This is a genomic window from Amphritea sp. 1_MG-2023, from assembly GCF_030547545.1.
GTDB lineage: Bacteria > Pseudomonadota > Gammaproteobacteria > Pseudomonadales > Balneatricaceae > Amphritea.
In genome coordinates this window covers 260,439-277,406 of the sequence record NZ_JAUOQE010000001.1, presented here as the reverse complement: position 1 = coordinate 277,406, position 16,968 = coordinate 260,439, and the positions used below count along the sequence as shown (strand labels likewise).

General features: G+C 48.3%; 20 protein-coding genes. 8 read left to right on the top strand and 12 right to left on the bottom strand.

What is annotated here, in order from left to right:
* The 9 genes from urtE to Q4488_RS01115 form a co-directional block, all read right to left on the bottom strand.
* Complete coding sequence (gene urtE, locus Q4488_RS01155; RefSeq protein WP_303578605.1) at positions 1-696, bottom strand: urea ABC transporter ATP-binding subunit UrtE; 696 nt, start codon at positions 694-696, stop codon at positions 1-3.
* Positions 693-1,526 (bottom strand): urea ABC transporter ATP-binding protein UrtD, encoded by an 834-nt coding sequence (urtD, locus tag Q4488_RS01150; protein ID WP_303578604.1) that lies wholly within the window; start codon positions 1,524-1,526, stop codon positions 693-695. The genes urtE and urtD overlap by 4 nt, the downstream gene beginning before the upstream one ends.
* The gene (gene urtC, locus Q4488_RS01145; RefSeq protein WP_303578603.1) at positions 1,523-2,701 is read right to left on the bottom strand and encodes an urea ABC transporter permease subunit UrtC; all 1,179 of its coding nucleotides are present in this window, start codon (positions 2,699-2,701) and stop codon (positions 1,523-1,525) included. Before urtC ends, urtD begins: the two co-directional genes overlap by 4 nt.
* Positions 2,702-2,709: 8 nt before the next feature.
* Positions 2,710-4,374 carry an urea ABC transporter permease subunit UrtB gene (gene urtB / locus Q4488_RS01140; RefSeq protein WP_303578602.1) on the bottom strand — a complete coding sequence of 555 codons (1,665 nt, stop codon included), beginning with the start codon at positions 4,372-4,374 and terminating at the stop codon, positions 2,710-2,712.
* 130 nt (positions 4,375-4,504) lie between these two features.
* Positions 4,505-5,791, bottom strand: a complete 1,287-nt coding sequence (gene urtA, locus Q4488_RS01135; RefSeq protein WP_303578601.1) for an urea ABC transporter substrate-binding protein — start codon at positions 5,789-5,791, stop codon at positions 4,505-4,507.
* A gap of 468 nt (positions 5,792-6,259) precedes the next feature.
* Positions 6,260-6,658 (bottom strand): hypothetical protein, encoded by a 399-nt coding sequence (locus Q4488_RS01130; RefSeq protein ID WP_303578600.1) that lies wholly within the window; start codon positions 6,656-6,658, stop codon positions 6,260-6,262.
* 86 nt (positions 6,659-6,744) lie between these two features.
* Positions 6,745-7,236, bottom strand: a complete 492-nt coding sequence (locus tag Q4488_RS01125) for a pyrimidine dimer DNA glycosylase/endonuclease V (protein ID WP_303578599.1) — start codon at positions 7,234-7,236, stop codon at positions 6,745-6,747.
* 214 nt (positions 7,237-7,450) lie between these two features.
* Positions 7,451-7,855 carry a TM2 domain-containing protein gene (locus Q4488_RS01120; RefSeq protein WP_303578598.1) on the bottom strand — a complete coding sequence of 135 codons (405 nt, stop codon included), beginning with the start codon at positions 7,853-7,855 and terminating at the stop codon, positions 7,451-7,453.
* 58 nt (positions 7,856-7,913) lie between these two features.
* On the bottom strand, positions 7,914-8,504 hold the full coding sequence (locus tag Q4488_RS01115; protein WP_303578597.1) for a YdeI family protein: 591 nt from the start codon (positions 8,502-8,504) through the stop codon (positions 7,914-7,916).
* A gap of 505 nt (positions 8,505-9,009) precedes the next feature.
* Between Q4488_RS01115 and Q4488_RS01110 the strand changes: the two genes are divergently transcribed.
* Positions 9,010-9,780 (top strand): hypothetical protein, encoded by a 771-nt coding sequence (locus tag Q4488_RS01110; protein WP_303578596.1) that lies wholly within the window; start codon positions 9,010-9,012, stop codon positions 9,778-9,780.
* A gap of 154 nt (positions 9,781-9,934) precedes the next feature.
* Entirely contained in the window at positions 9,935-10,192 is a 258-nt protein-coding gene (locus Q4488_RS01105) for a hypothetical protein (RefSeq protein WP_303578595.1), read from the top strand.
* A gap of 212 nt (positions 10,193-10,404) precedes the next feature.
* Here Q4488_RS01105 and Q4488_RS01100 read toward each other — a convergent pair whose 3' ends face one another.
* Entirely contained in the window at positions 10,405-11,316 is a 912-nt protein-coding gene (locus tag Q4488_RS01100; protein WP_303578594.1) for a LysR family transcriptional regulator, read from the bottom strand.
* Between the two features lie 109 nt (positions 11,317-11,425).
* On the opposite strand from Q4488_RS01100, the gene Q4488_RS01095 reads away from it, so the two are divergent.
* A complete protein-coding gene (locus Q4488_RS01095) occupies positions 11,426-12,601 on the top strand; it encodes an MFS transporter (RefSeq protein WP_303578593.1) in 1,176 nt (391 codons plus the stop codon).
* Positions 12,598-13,764, top strand: a complete 1,167-nt coding sequence (locus Q4488_RS01090) for an MFS transporter (RefSeq protein WP_303578592.1) — start codon at positions 12,598-12,600, stop codon at positions 13,762-13,764. Before Q4488_RS01095 ends, Q4488_RS01090 begins: the two co-directional genes overlap by 4 nt.
* An 88-nt stretch (positions 13,765-13,852) precedes the next feature.
* Here Q4488_RS01090 and Q4488_RS01085 read toward each other — a convergent pair whose 3' ends face one another.
* Positions 13,853-14,335, bottom strand: coding sequence for a DUF2938 family protein (locus tag Q4488_RS01085; protein WP_303578591.1), 483 nt, complete (start codon positions 14,333-14,335; stop codon positions 13,853-13,855).
* Positions 14,336-14,493: 158 nt separating this feature from the next.
* Positions 14,494-14,802 (bottom strand): hypothetical protein, encoded by a 309-nt coding sequence (locus Q4488_RS01080; protein WP_303578590.1) that lies wholly within the window; start codon positions 14,800-14,802, stop codon positions 14,494-14,496.
* Positions 14,803-14,931: 129 nt separating this feature from the next.
* Here Q4488_RS01080 and Q4488_RS18820 point away from each other — a divergent pair, with 129 nt between their 5' ends.
* The 4 genes from Q4488_RS18820 to minE all read left to right on the top strand — a co-directional run bounded on the left by Q4488_RS18820 (position 14,932) and on the right by minE (position 16,943).
* On the top strand, positions 14,932-15,015 hold the full coding sequence (locus Q4488_RS18820; RefSeq protein ID WP_368411562.1) for a DUF2058 family protein: 84 nt from the start codon (positions 14,932-14,934) through the stop codon (positions 15,013-15,015).
* 103 nt (positions 15,016-15,118) lie between these two features.
* A complete protein-coding gene (gene minC / locus Q4488_RS01075) occupies positions 15,119-15,844 on the top strand; it encodes a septum site-determining protein MinC (RefSeq protein ID WP_303578589.1) in 726 nt (241 codons plus the stop codon).
* 29 nt (positions 15,845-15,873) lie between these two features.
* On the top strand, positions 15,874-16,683 hold the full coding sequence (gene minD / locus Q4488_RS01070) for a septum site-determining protein MinD (RefSeq protein ID WP_303578588.1): 810 nt from the start codon (positions 15,874-15,876) through the stop codon (positions 16,681-16,683).
* The gene (gene minE / locus Q4488_RS01065) at positions 16,683-16,943 is read left to right on the top strand and encodes a cell division topological specificity factor MinE (RefSeq protein WP_303578587.1); all 261 of its coding nucleotides are present in this window, start codon (positions 16,683-16,685) and stop codon (positions 16,941-16,943) included. The genes minD and minE overlap by 1 nt, the downstream gene beginning before the upstream one ends.
* Positions 16,944-16,968 lie beyond the last annotated feature (25 nt).

Sequence of the window (16,968 nt, the reverse complement as noted above, 5' to 3'; positions counted from 1 at the left end):
TTACACCGCCAGATATTGACGGATAAGATCCTCACTCAGGTTATCCATTCGATCGCTGGCCACCACACGGCCGCGCTCCATTAATCTAAACTCTTCACCTACTCGACGAGCAAAACCCAATTTTTGTTCCACCAATATCACCGTCAGCCCCTCTTCCTGATTGAGCTTTAGAATAACATCTCCTATCTGTTTCACAATATTCGGTTGTATGCCTTCATTGGGTTCATCCAAAATAAGCACTTTCGGCTCTAATACCAGTGCTCGCCCAATCGCCAACTGTTGCTGCTGACCGCCAGAAAGGTCTCCCCCGCGGCGCTGCAGCATCTCTTTTAATACCGGAAACAGCTCGAAAATTTTATCTGGAATCTCTTTGGCGCCGTCCTTGCGAATCGGTAGCCCCACTTTTAGATTCTCTTCCACCGTTAACAGCGGAAAGATATCTCGCCCTTGAGGCACATAGCCAATGCCCGCTGAGGCACGATACTCGGCTTTTTTCTTCTGTAACGGCTCGCCCTGCAACAGAATTTCACCACTACTCACCGGCAATAGCCCCATAATACATTTCAGCAGGGTGGTTTTGCCCACGCCATTGCGTCCCATAATACAGGTACATGAACCGGGCTTAATATCTAGATTGAGATCCCAGAGAATCTGCGTGCCACCATATACCTGATTAACCTTATTGATACTGATCATGGCGCTTCTCCCAGATAAACTTCAATCACATCCTGATTGTTCTGCACGTCATCCATGGTCCCTTCCGCTAATACCGATCCCTGATGTAACACCGTGACGGTGCGCGCAATACTGCGAACAAACTCCATATCATGCTCAACCACCACTACGGTGCGTTCACCGGCCAGTGACGTCAGCAGTTCGGCGGTGCGCTCGCCTTCCTGAACGGTCATACCTGCCACCGGCTCATCCACCAGCAATAAGCGCGGATTAGCCATCAGCAACATACCAATCTCTAACCATTGCTTCTGCCCGTGAGACAGCGAACCGGCCAACAGCATCCGCTCCCCTTGCAGGCCGATGGTTTCTAATACCTCATCGATGCGGTCATACTCTTCACCGGTTAAGGTGGCCAATAGCGTCGGCAATACCGATTTATTACTCTTGAGTGATAGCTCAAGGTTATCCATCACCGTATGGGCTTCAAACACCGTGGGTTTTTGAAACTTACGGCCGATACCTAATTGTGCGATCTCCGCTTCATCTTTATTCAACAGATTGATGGATTGACCAAAATACACCGTGCCACTATCGCACTGAGTTTTACCGGTAATCACATCCATCAACGTCGTTTTACCTGCCCCGTTAGCGCCAATCAGGCAGCGCAGTTCGCCATCGTTGATATACAGGTTCAGATCATTCAGCGCTTTGAATCCATCAAAGCTAAGATTCAGCCCTTCAACATACAGCAATACCTGATGGGAAATATCCACCTGCGTCTCATTATCTTGCAGAAACGGCCATACCTGATCTCGTCGCATCACCTCACGGGTAGTCTCTAAAACACTCATACCTGCCCCTCACTTTTCTGCTTGGCTGAATCATGATCACTCACTGACGCTGACTTAACGCCTTTCAGTTGCGACTCTTTTATTTGCGAGAAGAGTCCCATCAAGCCTTTCGGCAAATACAGTGTCACCAGGACAAACATCGCGCCCAAGGCAAACAGCCAGCCATCGGGCATGATGGCGGTGAACTTGGTTTTCGCATAGTTCACTAAAATCGCACCGATAATCGCGCCAATTAAGGTGCCTCGGCCACCCACCGCCACCCAAATAACCACTTCAATCGAATTGATCGGTGAAAACTCGCCGGGATTGATAATACCCACTTGAGGGACATACAAAGCACCGGCAATCCCGGCAATCATCGCTGAGTAGACAAACAACCATACCTTGTAATGTTCGGTACGATAACCGATAAAGCGCGCCCGACTTTCGCCATCACGCACCGCCACAATCACTTTACCAAAGCGGGTTTGCATGATTTTTTTACTCAACACCAACAGCCCGCAGAGTAGCAGTGCGGTGATGATAAAGAGCGATACACGCGTGCTATCGGCTTGCAGGTCAAAGCCCACAATATCTTTAAAGTCGGTCAAGCCATTATTGCCGCCGAAGCCCATCTCATTGCGGAAAAAGGCTAACAACAATGCATAAGTGAGCGCCTGCGTCATGATCGACAGATACACCCCGGTCACGCGTGAACGGAACGCTAACCAGCCAAACACAAATGCCAGCACACCCGGCACCAACAGTACCATGATCATCGCTAACCAGAACTGATCCATGCCCTGCCAAAACCACGGCAGTTCATGCCAGTTGAGGAACACCATAAAGTCAGGCAGTTCAGGGTTACCATAGACGCCGCGATCACCGATCTGACGCATCAGATACATGCCCATGGCATAACCGCCGAGAGCAAAAAACGCCCCGTGTCCCAAGCTCAAAATACCGCAATAACCCCAGATCACATCCACCGCCAATGCCAACATCGCATAGCACAGATACTTACCTAACAGGGTAATGGTGTAGGTAGAGACATAAAACATCGAATCCGCTGGCAATAACAGATTACTGGCAGACGCCAAAACCGTCACCGCCAATAACAGCACCACAAAGGGGGCAACTTTGCTGTCTCCATTAAGACGCGCCCAGCCGCTATAACGGCCCAGTAGATTATTCATCGCGTTACTCATTCTGCAGCCCTCCCTTTCTGAGGAAACAACCCTTTAGGACGTTTCTGAATAAACAGAATAATGAATACCAGCACCAGAATACTGGCCAATACGGCCCCCGTGACCGGTTCAAGAAACTTGTTGGCAATCCCCAAGGTAAAGGCTGCGACTAATGTGCCCCAAAGATTACCCACGCCACCAAACACCACCACCATAAAGGAATCGATAATATAAGCTTGTCCGAGGTTCGGTCCCACATTGGTTAACTGACTCAAGGCCACACCGGCGATTCCCGCGATACCCGATCCTAAACCGAAGGTCAGCGCATCCACGCGATCGGTGCGAATACCCATCGCTTTAGCCATATCACGATTCTGCGATACCGCTCGCACATTCAAACCCAGCGAGGTTTTCTTCAATACCAGCAGCAATAACATAAACACCAACAGTGCAAAGGCCACGATATAGAGACGATTCAAGGTTAAACTCAGCAGTGGATTGATCTCAATAGAACCACTCATCCAATCCGGCGTTGCCACCTGTCGGTTGAGTGGCGAGAAGACACTCCGCACCAACTGCTGCAAAATAAGACTGATACCAAAGGTGGCCAACAGCGTTTCTAAGGGGCGACCATGCAGATGACGAATCACCAAACGCTCGATCAACACACCCGCCAACCCCGACACCATAAAGGCCAGCGGTACGGCGATCCATAGCGAATATTCGATCATATTCGGTAACCACAGTTGCACCACATAGGTGGTATAAGCGCCGAGCATAATCATCTCGCCATGCGCCATGTTAATCACCCCCATCACACCGAAGGTAATCGCCAAGCCAATCGCCGCCAATAACAGCACCGATCCCAGACTCAAACCAAAAAACAGCTGATTAACAAAGCTATACATCTCCGCCTGCTGAGCGATCTTATCCAGCCCTTTTTGCGCCGCTTTGCGGACACTTTGTGATTCATCCTGCGCGGCTAATTGAGTCAACTGATTGCGCACTTCCGGCTCTAGACTGCCCTGTAACGTCTTAACCGCTTGCAGCCGCTCGGTGGCCTCCTGTGAATGCATGACACGATGCAGCGCCAACGCAACATCCATCACCGCTTGTACCGATCGGCTCGATTCATTCAGGCGCACCTCACGAATCAACTCGATAGTCGGCTGATCCAGATCAGCCAGTAGTGAGCGAACCGCTGCCGCGCGCACCTCAGAGTCGGCATGATGTAACTGAATCCGAGCAATCGCCTCTCCGAGGTAACCTCGTAGCTTATTATTCACGCGGATTTTTTTGACCTGCTTACTGCTCAAAGCGCTTAGCTCTTCGCCGGAAAACAGATCAGAATAATGACGTTCACCCTGTACTTTGCGCACCGCAATTAATCGTTTGGTCGCTTTTTCATAATACAGATTGCCGCGCTGCATCGTTTTAAACAGGGCTAGCATATCGGCCCCTTCACTGGCTTCAAGCTGCTGTAAAACCGGCAGTGCCTGGTTTAGCTTAACGCTGGTCAGTTGCAGCAATAAAGGCGCTTGCGTCGCCGAAGGCGACTCGGCCAAGACACTGGTGCTGATCAGCAAACCGAGCAGGCAGGTGCAGATCGCATTTAGATATCTCACAGGTATTCTCCGTCCGGATAAGGCAACTGAGCGGTTTAAACTATCTATTAACAGCATCGGTTAAAACGTTGGATTTAAACCGCTCAGCTGTCTAGTTGGCATACAGGCTTCCCATGGAAGCCTGCGTTTTACAACCTGAAGAACTCAGGCAAGTTGACCTTTCAACAAGAGGCAAAGCCCCATGTCATCAATAGGTCTGACCAGAACAGGTCTTAGTGACAACATTGTAGTTACCGCAAGAGATCGGTGCGGTCCAATCAGCCATCAGATCTTTAGAACCCGGCAGGAAGTCAGACCAAGCATCTCCGGCCACTAAACCTTCCGTTTCCCAAACCACTTCCAACTGACCATCTTCCTGAATCTCACCAATCAGTACCGGCTTGCTCAGGTGATGATTTTTGTTCATATATGCCATACCACCGGTCAGATTTTCGGTTTCCTGACCAATCATCGCTTGTTCAACCGCATCAACGTCGGTGCTGCCGGCTTTCTCTACCGCTTGAGTCCACATCTTGAAGCCGATATAGGTCGCTTCCATCGGGTCGTTGGTGACACGATCCGGATTGCCGGTAAAGGTTTTCCACTTAGCAATGAAGTCAGCATTGGCGTCGCTCTCGACACTCTGGAAGTAGTTCCATGCGGCTAGATGACCCACCAGCGGCTTAGTATCTAAACCGGATAACTCTTCCTCACCCACCGAGAAAGCGACCACGGGGATATCTTCTGCAGAGATACCTTGGTTACCCAACTCTTTATAAAAAGGAATGTTAGCGTCACCGTTAATGGTTGAAACAACCGCGGTTTTCTTGCCTTCGCTACCGAACTTCTTAACATCGGAGACGATGGACTGCCAATCAGAATGACCAAACGGCGTGTAGTTGATCATGATATCTTCTGCAGCCACACCATTGGCTTTCAGATAGGCTTCGAGAATTTTGTTGGTGGTACGTGGATAAACATAATCCGTTCCCGCCAGTACCCAACGCTCAACTCCAAGCTCATCTTTGAGGTAATTAACCGCAGGAATGGCCTGCTGATTAGGCGCAGCACCGGTGTAGAAAACGTTTTTAGACGACTCTTCACCTTCATACTGCACTGGGTAGAACATCAAACCGTTGAGTTCTTCTAATACCGGCAATACCGATTTACGCGATACCGATGTCCAGCTACCGAAAATAACATCTACGTTTTCTTGCGTTAGCAGCTCGCGGCCTTTCTCGGCAAATAGCGGCCAGTTTGATGCGGGGTCAACCACCACGGCTTCAAGTTGCTTGCCTAACAAGCCGCCTTTTTTATTCTGTTCTTCAACCATCATCAGAACCGTGTCTTTCAGCGTCGTTTCACTGATCGCCATGGTGCCGGACAGCGAGTGCAAGACACCCACTTTAATCGTATCAGCCGCCATCGCGCTGACACTAAATACCGTTGCGCCCATTGATAGAGCGATACCCGTAACCAGATGTTTGATCTTCATATCCACTTCCCTTATTGAGGTTAAACGTCAATTTTTTCCGGGTGGAACTAAAGTCCCGGTCATTGATAAAAGTCACTCAATCATTATTAGGAATTGTGTTGCGCTGCGGTATGGGGTGATTGACGCACCCCTATACGTCAAATGACGTATAGGGGTGCGTGGCGGAGAATAACGAGGCTTTGAGTGAAAAACTTTAATAACGCTTGGTTTTCACAGAGGAATCTCTGATATTTTCTATCGTGCGGATAGCAGCATTTGATGCATAACGGAGTTTAATACGCGAGAATGCAATCATTTGCTAGCGTTTTTCTTTCCAACTATGGATGCAAGCTAACACCATCAAGCGGCAGTCGATCATCATCGTCAGTAATCCTCCTAGCGTTATGAAACTGACCCGAAATACCCAACAGAAGCGCCTATACCAAAAATCCTAACGCAAATACCATAACCCCCCATCAGCCACTCAGTTTATGGCTTCGGCGGCTTTGGCTTGATAGGTTGCTGTTGCACAATATTTGTATTATCCGCAGCGCCTTCGACCTCCTCTGCCACGGTAGGCGAACTTTGCTGCTCAATGCTTGCCTTTTGCTGACTCGATGAGGTGCCGAAAATATAGCCGACGATCGTACCCAAAATACCGGTGATGGCTTCACTTTCCAGTTCTAAAACTATCGCTAATAACGCCACGACAGGCACAATGAAGAGCAATCCAAGTATTTGTAAAATATAGGGTTCTAACGGACTACCACGCTTCATGTTTTTGATAACCGATAACCCGGCAAGCACCAGTAACAAGCAGACAATACCGGTTATAAACGTAGGGGCAGTAACAGTCTCAGTGAAAAATGCCCATGCATCATCGCTCATTATTCTTGCCTCACAGTTAGCGTCAATATGGCAAGCTAAATGCTCGCATTATCGGCGTGGCTCAGCCGCCTTTGACGGCATACGGTTTAGGTAGATGTGGTTAACTTAAAATGCTCATCTACCCACTCGGGAAGGCTTCTTTTGGTCCACTTTGCAAACCCCATCTTTTCGCCCAAGTAAAACTGCCGATAGGCTTTAACCGCATCCCCCGACACTTTGTAATGATGCGGCATCGCTTGAGCAAATTCGGTTAAGCCTCGATTATCATAGTTGTAGTTCGAAATTTCGTTTAGGACAAGCATTGATTTATGATCGGAATCCTTTGCAAACCTGAATCGATATTCGGTATTCAATTCGATGGCAAGGTTTTGTAGCCACAAAAAATTTTCAAATGATTCTTCCACCCAGAGCACACAAGGATGTTTCACATGGGTAGACTTGTACGGCGTGGTAAAGCCTTTTTTATTTAAGGCTGTGCATAGCATCTGCACACTTTCTAGAATCATCTTTACAACGTGCTGATCGCAATGATATTGAGCACAGGTTTGGATGTTTTCATCGAGTATGAATATATTCATCTTAACTAGCTTACTCCACCTGGTGTTGCTTCAGCTTAATGTTACGTAATCTTATGTTAGCTCACTTTATGTTAGGGAAGGTGCGAATAAGGCTCATTGCTCGACGAGGTACCATATCACTCTTGACTCAACCCCCCGCAGCTCATTCGCTAAATCCATTGTAGCGAGGCACGCTAGCATACCCTCTGGGTACCTCTTGCCGATTATTGCTAATCTAAATTCTGCCCGCTTGACGATGCAGATCATCTATCTGATCGTTCAAGGTGCACCAATCGTAAATAACCCCTAAACCGAAAAGACCAAGCGTCAGAAGATAAATAATCCCACTGATCCATTTTCCTAGATAGAACCGGTGTATACCAAACACACCAAGGAAGGTCAGCAGAATCCAAGCGAGATTGTAGTTAATGGGGCCATTGAGATAACGGCGGTCCGCACTTCGATCCATGCCTGGGATAAGAAATAAATCAATAATCCAGCCAATCAAGAAAAACCCTAGTGTGAACAGCCAAATGATCCCAGAAATAGGCCGTCCATAGTAGAAACGATGAGCCCCCATAAAACCAAAAATCCACAGAATATAGCCGATGACGATACTGTGGCTGTTATTGCTTTGCATAAGTTAAATCTCCCCGAGAAATAGTAACGCTAATTTAAGCGCTTTGTATCATATTTGCCTAAGACGCACCCGCCTTACGAAGTTGCTTGATGCGTAAACCGTGCAATGAATCGTCAATCAGCGTCGCCAACCGTCGCTCTCTGGTGTCATCACGTTTAGCGCTCGTCACCCAGCGCGCCGCCTGTTTACGGTAGCCCGGCGGCTGTTGTAGGAAGAAATCCCAGGCTTCAGTCATTTCCTTAAATCGGGCCACCATCGTCTCGGTCAACTCACCTGACGAGTCAGACGTAGCATAACCACTGTCTGGGTGACTATCCTTAAAAGCGAAAGCCGCCAAGCCCTCGGGCTTCATGCGGCCATCTGCTATGAGCCGCTCAACCAAGTCGATATTTCGCTGACTCCAGACGCTGCTCGGCTTCCTTGGCGAGAAGCGAATGACGTAACTCTCTTCACCCAGAGACTTTCGAATGCCGTCAATCCAACCGAAGCACAGCGCTTCTTCGACGGTTTCTTCCCAGATAACGGATGGCTTGTCGGTCGCTTTCTTGTAGTAACCTACCCAGAGGTGGCTTGCCGAAGCATGGTACTGTTCGAGCCATGCGTGGAAGTCACCCTGTGATGGGAAGAATGTGGGTTCGATTTCAGACATAGCTTACCTATTTGCACTTGTACCTGTTTCGAGTCTACCTATCTGGAGTCAATGTAAAAACTATAAAGCTTCATTTTTAGCCCTTGACCCTCGTTTCACCGCCGTCACACGCCGACCTGACAATAACTCAATCTGTTACTTAAAGCTAAAGCCAAGCCTTGATTAACGGCAGCCCCTATCGGCAGTAAATCATTGCTATCAAAAACCTGAAAAGAAGCGAGGCAACGGGCCATTGATCGTCCTTGATCATGAGTTGTTAAAACAGTACCCCTCGGTTATCAAACTTGACCCGTCAATATCTCCTCTAGTTTTTACACTGCCCCCTCTTAAATTTCCTTGCTAAACCGCCCAAGCTTACCTTAACTAAGGTGAGCTTGGGCCAACCGACGGCTTTTCTAGACAGCTCAAGGTGTACTTAAACTACTGATTCATAGCTATATAAGTGCCGTTATACCTCGTAAGATTGATGATATAAGATTATGTCAGCATTCATAGGAAAGAGAACATGTATAAAAATGTATTGTTGCCTGCCGCGAGCGGTTTTGCACTGCTGCTGTTCAGCTCGGTCATCAGCGCCAATAGTTGTCCTGGCTCGCCTCAACAAGTCGTCGGCACCGTGTATTGCGACAATAAATTTACGCTATGGGTCAATGGCGAGGAGGTGGCAACCGACCCTATCGATTTCACGCCTCACCAAGCCGTTAAAGTCGCCTTTGAATGGGATGGCAACAGCAACATCGACTATGCGATTCAATGTGAAGATTATGCTTCCACGTCCGGATATGAATACATCGAGTCTAGAAAACCGCAACTCGGTGATGGCGCCCTCATCGCCGAATTCGATGATGCTCTAGGCACGGTTAGCTCGGCTGACTGGAAGGTGTATACCGCCACTTTTGGCCCCACCGAGGCCAGCTTAGCCGCTGGTTGTTCGAGCGATGACCTCGAACAGTGTGTGGTAGAAGACCGAGGCATCCCCGAAGGCTGGACTCAGTCAGGGTTTAATGATGCCCAGTGGCCGCATGCCACCGTTTACAGCGCCGCAGAAGCGGGTTGGGGACGGCCGCCAAGCTGGTCTGCCAATGAAGGCTGCTGCACGCTGACATCCCCCTTAGATCGCTCAAGCTTAGGCTGCAACCGTTCGGTATCGCAACAGCAATGTTTAAACCCAAAAGTCGAGTTTACAGACTCTACTGCGCAGTTTATTTGGGCTGCTGATCTGAAGCGTGATAATCGCGTGTTATTCCGCTATACCGCTCGTTGTGATGCCAGTTAACATTCAATCCATTGAATAATGAGGAATATATTATGCCTATCAAAATGGTAATAAAAAGCTCGGTGATGGCCTGTGCGGTATTCTTGAGGATCAAGGCTTTGATTTAGCCAAGATCCAACAAGGCGAATTTGTGCTGCCTTACTTTGATAGGTGTATGACGGTGCGATCCGTTCAGGCCGGCGCCGCGGTCAACTTAGCCAAGTGCGAAAACTTAGCAACACAATCCTTTGAACTCAACGCCAGTGGTCAGATCGTCATTCAGGCTCAGCCTTCGCTGTGCGTCACTGTTAGCAGCACAGAAAAGAAAGAAGGACGTGGCGGCTCGCCGGTGCATGTGATGCGGCCGTTATCATTGCAAGCCTGTCAGGATAGCAAGCAGCCTTACCAAACCTGGTTACTGCACAGCCTGTAAGCCCACAAGTTTATGATAGAGTTAACCGATGATCGATCGACCAACGGTAAGTGTGTGCTGGGTGCGAACAGTGAGGAATGACTCTCTGCAACAAACTCGCCATAAACCCAATGGCCCAATACCATCGATCGACCTGAGTTAATGGATTCACTGAAACAGCGTGTCGCCAGCAAAGGTTTCTGCTCAACGGTGAATCTAACCGACTAGCCTCATCAAAGAGCCATGCTCTGCTGAATCTCATCTTTACAATGTAATGCTATATCGACAAACGCATTGACCGTGGCACAACGATTACCGGGTTTATATTGAATGTCTACCGGTATAGATCTATTCACGCCCTCTAAACGGATAAAATGACAGCCTTCGCTATACAGTTTACGCACACAGTAAGGGGCGATAGCAACACCTAACCCCGCAGCAACTTCAGTCACTAAGGTTTGCATATGGCGTGGCTGACTAATGATATTAGGCGAGAACCCTGCTTGCTTACAGAGAATAATGGTTTCATCAAACAACCCCGCCGCTTCATCACGGTTAAAAATAATGAATTTTTCATTTTTGAGGCGCGTCAAATTGATGCTTTCCTGGCCGTCCAATTCATGACTTTGGTTGACGATGACAACAAGTTTATCAATATAAATAGTATGACTAATAAACTCATCAGCGATTGAACTAGGTAGCGGTCTAGAGAAGCCGATATCGATTTGATCCTGTTTAAAGGCCTCTATCTGCTCCGTCACAGTCATTTCAACTAAGGTGACATGTACATGGGGAAATTGTGAGCTATAACGGCGTACCAACGACGCCATAAAGGTTAAACACGCCGAACTTAAGTGAGCAATTCTCAGTGTACCCAGTTGCCCATTATCCGCTCGTTTAACCTGTGCTTTAGCCGCGTCGGTGAGCGCTAAAATAGCCTTAGCATCCTTTAACAACTGCTCTCCCGCTGGCGTAATCGCCACATCACGCGAATTACGCTTAAACAAACTGACATCGAGCTCCTGCTCTAATGCGAAAATGTGTCGGCTAATCGCGGGTTGTACCGTATGAAGCGCCTGTGCCGCTTGTGAAAAACTCTTATGTTTTGCCACCGCCACAAAGCTTTTTAGTAGTTTAATATCCACGCTCGACCTTCTATACATTATTCTTATAGATTCTATCAAATATTATCATTTTTATTATAGAGCTATAAGCCCTATCCTGCCTGCATGTTTGATCCCTTTGAGAGAAAAAATGAGCACGCCGGAACACACCCCCACGTTAAGTCGATTCATTTTATTATTAATGTCGACGGCTATTGCCGCCACCGCGGCAAACCTTTATTACAACCAACCGATTTTACCGTTAATCGCTGAGGAGTTTTCGTTAACCCATGCTCAAATAGGCAGCATCCCTGCGCTCACGCAGTTGGGTTACGCCTTTGCCCTTCTGTTTATCTCCCCCTTAGGTGATTCAATAGCGCGCCGACGCTTGATCGGCATCCTATCCTGCATCTTGGTGGTCGCCTGTGGCTTTGCCGTCATCGCTCCCAACTTAACACTATTACTAGTCGCCGTTTTTTTAATTGGGCTGAGTGCTAACATTACCCAACAGCTCATCCCATTTGCCGCCTCAATGGTGCCCGCCAAACAAAAAGGCGCGACTCTTGGTACCGTCATGATGGGCTTAACCCTCGGCATCTTACTTTCACGTACCCTCAGTGGCTTTATTGGCGAGCATTTAGGTTGGCGCAGCGTATTTATGATGGCCGCTATTTTGGCGGTTATATTCGGTGTGTTGTTGCACTTATTTTTACCCGTCAACAAACCACACAGTCAGTTACGTTATTGGCCCCTGATAAAAAGCACACTGCGTTTGTTGGCTCAGCACAAATCGCTGCAAAAATTCACTCTAGCAGGCGCTTGCTGGTTTGCCGCTTTCAATGCCTTGTGGGCCACACTGGCTCTCTATGTTAGTGGTGACCCCTTTCATTACAACGCCGATCAAGCAGGCTTGTTTGGTGTGATTGCCCTCGCAGGTGTCATCGGCGCTAAAGCCTCGGGCAAGTGGGTAAATCAACTCGGCTCAAAACGGTTAGTGTTAATGGCTCTGATACTAGCGGCGATAGGCTTTGCGGTGACCGGCGTTTTTGAAGCCAGCCTCATTGCCTTAATCATTGGCATTATTCTGATCGACTTTGCCATCTTCAGTGCGCAGGTCGCCAATCAGGTACGGGTCTTCAGTATCGATCCCGCCGCCCAAAGCCGGATCAACGGTATCTATATGCTGGGCTATTACCTCGGTGGTGCTGTGGGCTCTTTTGCTGGTGTGCAGGCCTTTTCACTCTACCAATGGCCAGGCGCGGTGATCGTCAGCATTATCTTTATTCTCTTAAGTGCCTTCTTTAACTCATTAGCGGACAACTCATGAACTCTTCCAATAGCCCACTAAACACCACCGGCAAGCTGACACTGCTATGCATCTCAAGCTTAACCATTATGGTGGGTACCTTACTTGCACCAGGTTTGTTAAGCATCTCGGCAGGCTTAGCTATACAGAGCAACCCTATACTTTTGGTTACATTGCCTTCCCTCGGTGCCGTTATCTTTGCCCCACTGGCCGGTAAGCTAATCGATCAATATGGTGCCTATAGACTGCTCATCATTGGATTATTATTCTATGGGTTACTGGGTTCCAGCCTCTATTTTCTCAGCGGCGCTAAACTTGTCTTCACTAACCGGTTTTTGCTCGGCGGTATCACTGCCGTTGTGATGGCCAGTTCTACTGTTTTAATCTCAAACTGGTTTCAAGGTGAAGAACGTTTAAAAATGCTCGCAAAACAAGGTATGGCGATCGAACTTGGCGGGGTTATCTTTCTGTTTTTAGGCGGGCTGCTCGCATCACTGTTCTGGGGTTTACCGTTGACGCTTTACCTCATCGCTTGGCTATTTTTAGCCATGCTACTGGCCTTTGTTCCCGCAAAAGTTGCGCCGAGTGCTAATACTCATCAAGCAGCAGAACATATAAACAAGCCCGTCAAAACGATCTCGCTTAGAATGGTATATGCAGCATCTATCCTATCGATGAGTGTGTTTTTTATCTCCACCGTTGCATTACCAATGACCATGAGTGCACAAGGTTTTAACGAATCGCAAATTGGCCAACTGCTCGCTTTTATCTCATTAACAGCGGTTGCTACCGCGGCGCTTATGCCGAAAATAACCAACTTACTCAGTGAACAAAAAACATTAGCACTGGCTTTTATCGCTTATGGCATATCCTATCTATTTTTCTTACAAGCCAGCACGATGTTGTTAGTTTTAGGTGCGATACTCATCGGTATTGGCTTTGGTTTTAGCATTCCCCTCTTAAATCACATGACAGTAGAGCTAAGTGATCCCGCCGTCCGCGGCCGTAATTTATCCTATTTCACCATGGCTGTATTTTCTGGCCAGTTCTTAACCTCATTTATTGATTACATGCCCGGCGGCATCGACAATGTATTTATAGGTAATGTAGCCCTTAGCGGACTCATTGCTCTGACTTTATGGATGAAAGACGCCCGTCATCTTAAAGCCAAGGCAGCGACTTAACTCCTAGGGCCAACCTCTATAAGAGTTAGGCCCAGAAAGTCAAAATAAGCTGTTCAGTCTTTGGATAACACTGCAACACTGCTGAAGTTTACTGATCAACATGCCCCCACAGCCAACCATAATAGAGCGCCACACCAAAGACGGTATGAATAGCTAAATTTTGTAGTCTCATAATATTCGGCTGAGGAGCTTTAGATGCACAGATACCTAAGCCCAAACTAGGCTGCAGGATCAACCAACCGGCTAAAATAGTGATTAAGCCAAACAACCATGCCGATAACAATGTCGATGCACCTAACCCCCAAATAACAAACACTACGTAAATATAAGCATAAACAACACCGATGATATAATGAAAAGCCCACCCCATAAAACGTTCATATTTTACCGCGGCAGAAGAAGCAATCGAACGATGAACTAACGTTCCTTTTGGCATATGTCCTAGCCATCTGCCCACCATTGCCCAGTTAGTTTTCGGTAGCTTTAAAGCCTTGTGTGAACAAATCACCCACATATCAATCATTGCTGTCGCAAAGACACCCAATATGAGTATTTTCATTACATTTTCCATTATCTTTACCTATTTGGGGTAGTACTTATTTGGGGTAGTACTTATTTGGGGTCAGGGTAAAAACTATAGCGTTTCATTGTTAGGCCTTAACCCTCATTTCAACACCGTCACACGCCGACCTGACAATGGCTCAATCTGTTGCTTAAATCAGTTATCCCCTAAAGCCAAGCCTTGATTAACGGCAGCCCGTATCTGTAGCCAGTCATTGCTTTCACAATGACTGGAACACCACAGCGATACCACAGGGTCAAAGCCCTTTTTGATCCAAGCTCGTCCCGAAACATATCATTACCCAGCGGGGTAGCTATCTGCCAAGCTTCTCGAATACGTTTCATAGTATCCTCTTCAATCGGCCCTTTAAATGGCTCCTGATACATCCGATGCTTTTTTCCTGATACTTGCCAAGTGCTGCATATGATGCGTGCAATATGAGGAACTCGATAATTTTTATTCCACCATTGTGACAAAAGCTCGACCAACGATAATGACTGGATAACTCAACCATACCGGCCCGCGCCGGATTCAGCTCAATGTACCTCATTACCGTCATAACATAGAAAAGGGCTTTGACCCCTTTAGTCTAGGCCAGTATTATTTTGCCTAAGGTCGAGGCGAACGCTGAGCCGGACGAAGACGATCCGTACCAAGACTATGTGATACCCGACGATTTAATCTGGTAGCACTCAGGCAGCATCGCCCGTATCGTCGCGGGCGGTGATTTGTTATATTGCGCTGCAGCGCCAAGCGATGCGCCAGACATACACTAAACACTAGGACACTCCAATGGCAGACGCCTGCTTTCAAATAAAAGGCACCAATCTAACGCTTATGTCGCTGGACTTATATCAGTATCAGCCGCAAGCGTTTGCCGAGCAGCTGCGCCAAAAAGTCGAGTCCGCGCCGCTGTTTTTTACCGGCTCGCCACTGTTTTTAAATTTGGCCGACTTTAGCGGCGAGATAAACCGCGAGCTGCTGCAAGATGTGATTAAACAATGCCGCAGTGTTGGTTTTCAGTTATTTGGCTGCAAAGGTACCGATGATAAAGTCGCGCAACAGGCGCGAGACTTAGGCCTAATACACTTGCCCGCTTCGCGCCCGCGCGTTGAAAAACCCGCAGCTGAAGAACCAAGCCAAGCCCCAGCCGAACCCCAAGCGGCCGCCCCGAAGGCAACCGCGCCAGCACTGCCGACTCGGATAGTCGACCGCCCTGTGCGCTCGGGCCAACAAATATACGCCGAGGGTTGCGATTTGATTTTGCTCGCGCCGGTCAGCGAGGGTGCCGAGGTGATCGCCGATGGCAATATTCATGTATACAGAGCCTTGCGCGGTCGCGCACTGGCCGGCGTGCGCGGCAACCCCGACGCGCGTATTTTTTGCCAACAACTCGAGGCCGAGCTGGTCTCGATTAACGGGCATTTTATGTTAAACGACAAACTGCGTGAGCACTGCTGGAAGCAAGCGGCACAGGTGTATCTGCAAGATGACTCCCTCCAAGTGGCAGCGCTGTAACACCACTGACGATTAATAAAGGACAACACGTGGCTAAAATAATAGTAGTAACATCAGGTAAAGGTGGCGTTGGTAAAACCACCTCAAGTGCGGCTATCTCCACCGGTCTTGCCTTGCGCGGCCACAAAACCGTGGTCATCGACTTTGATGTGGGCCTGCGTAACCTAGATTTAATTATGGGTTGCGAACGCCGAGTGGTATACGACTTTGTTAATGTTATTAACAAAGAAGCTAGCCTTAAGCAGGCACTGATTAAAGACAAACGCACCGAAGGGCTGTTTATTTTGCCCGCCTCACAAACCCGCGACAAAGACGCTCTCACCTACGAAGGTGTCGAGGCCGTTTTGAACGAGCTGGCCGAAGAATTTGACTATATTATCTGCGACTCGCCAGCCGGTATCGAGCAAGGCGCGCAAATGGCGCTCTACTTTGCCGAAGAGGCCATCGTCGTCACCAATCCCGAGGTGTCTTCGGTGCGCGACTCCGACCGTATTTTAGGTATTTTGCAAAGCAAGTCGCGCTTGGCCGAGCAAGGCAAAACGATCAAAGAGCACCTATTGCTCACCCGTTACAACCCAGCCCGCGTAGCCACCGACGAGATGCTAAGCGTGGCCGATGTCGAGGAGATTTTGGCTATTCCACTACTGGGGGTTATTCCCGAGTCCGAGGCCGTACTTAAAGCCTCTAACCAAGGAGCACCGGTTATTCTCGATACCGAGTCACAGGCTGGGCAAGCGTATCAAGATGCCGTATCGCGCCTATTGGGCGACGACGTAGAACACCGCTTTTTAGAGCAAGCCAAGACAAGCTTTTTTAAGCGCTTGCTAGGAGGTAAGTAATGGGCATACTCGATTACCTTTTAAAGAAAAACAAACCCTCTTCGTCGGCCTCAACCGCCAAAGAGCGACTGCAAATTATTGTTGCCCACGAGCGTAGCACCCGTGGCCAACCCGATTATTTGCCGCTGATGCAAAAAGAAATCATCGAGGTGATTCGCAAATACGTCGATATCGAGCAAGATCAAGTGTCCGTACAGCTTGATACCGCCGACGACTGTTCGGTGCTAGAGCTAAACATCACGTTGCCCGACGCCAAGTAAAACATCCGCCGGCGGTACTACGCAC

What these genes read in the sequence shown, in the direction of transcription:
- urtE (WP_303578605.1), bottom strand. Translation starts at nt 696, where the DNA reads ATGATCAGTATCAATAAGGTTAATCAGGTATATGGTGGCACGCAGATT.
- urtD (WP_303578604.1), bottom strand. Translation starts at nt 1,526, where the DNA reads ATGAGTGTTTTAGAGACTACCCGTGAGGTGATGCGACGAGATCAGGTA.
- urtC (WP_303578603.1), bottom strand. Translation starts at nt 2,701, where the DNA reads ATGAATAATCTACTGGGCCGTTATAGCGGCTGGGCGCGTCTTAATGGA.
- urtB (WP_303578602.1), bottom strand. Translation starts at nt 4,374, where the DNA reads ATGCTGTTAATAGATAGTTTAAACCGCTCAGTTGCCTTATCCGGACGG.
- urtA (WP_303578601.1), bottom strand. Translation starts at nt 5,791, where the DNA reads ATGAAGATCAAACATCTGGTTACGGGTATCGCTCTATCAATGGGCGCA.
- Q4488_RS01130 (WP_303578600.1), bottom strand. Translation starts at nt 6,658, where the DNA reads ATGAGCGATGATGCATGGGCATTTTTCACTGAGACTGTTACTGCCCCT.
- Q4488_RS01125 (WP_303578599.1), bottom strand. Translation starts at nt 7,236, where the DNA reads ATGAATATATTCATACTCGATGAAAACATCCAAACCTGTGCTCAATAT.
- Q4488_RS01120 (WP_303578598.1), bottom strand. Translation starts at nt 7,855, where the DNA reads ATGCAAAGCAATAACAGCCACAGTATCGTCATCGGCTATATTCTGTGG.
- Q4488_RS01115 (WP_303578597.1), bottom strand. Translation starts at nt 8,504, where the DNA reads ATGTCTGAAATCGAACCCACATTCTTCCCATCACAGGGTGACTTCCAC.
- Q4488_RS01110 (WP_303578596.1), top strand. Translation starts at nt 9,010, where the DNA reads ATGTATAAAAATGTATTGTTGCCTGCCGCGAGCGGTTTTGCACTGCTG.
- Q4488_RS01105 (WP_303578595.1), top strand. Translation starts at nt 9,935, where the DNA reads ATGACGGTGCGATCCGTTCAGGCCGGCGCCGCGGTCAACTTAGCCAAG.
- Q4488_RS01095 (WP_303578593.1), top strand. Translation starts at nt 11,426, where the DNA reads ATGAGCACGCCGGAACACACCCCCACGTTAAGTCGATTCATTTTATTA.
- Q4488_RS01090 (WP_303578592.1), top strand. Translation starts at nt 12,598, where the DNA reads ATGAACTCTTCCAATAGCCCACTAAACACCACCGGCAAGCTGACACTG.
- Q4488_RS01085 (WP_303578591.1), bottom strand. Translation starts at nt 14,335, where the DNA reads ATGGAAAATGTAATGAAAATACTCATATTGGGTGTCTTTGCGACAGCA.
- minC (WP_303578589.1), top strand. Translation starts at nt 15,119, where the DNA reads ATGGCAGACGCCTGCTTTCAAATAAAAGGCACCAATCTAACGCTTATG.
- minE (WP_303578587.1), top strand. Translation starts at nt 16,683, where the DNA reads ATGGGCATACTCGATTACCTTTTAAAGAAAAACAAACCCTCTTCGTCG.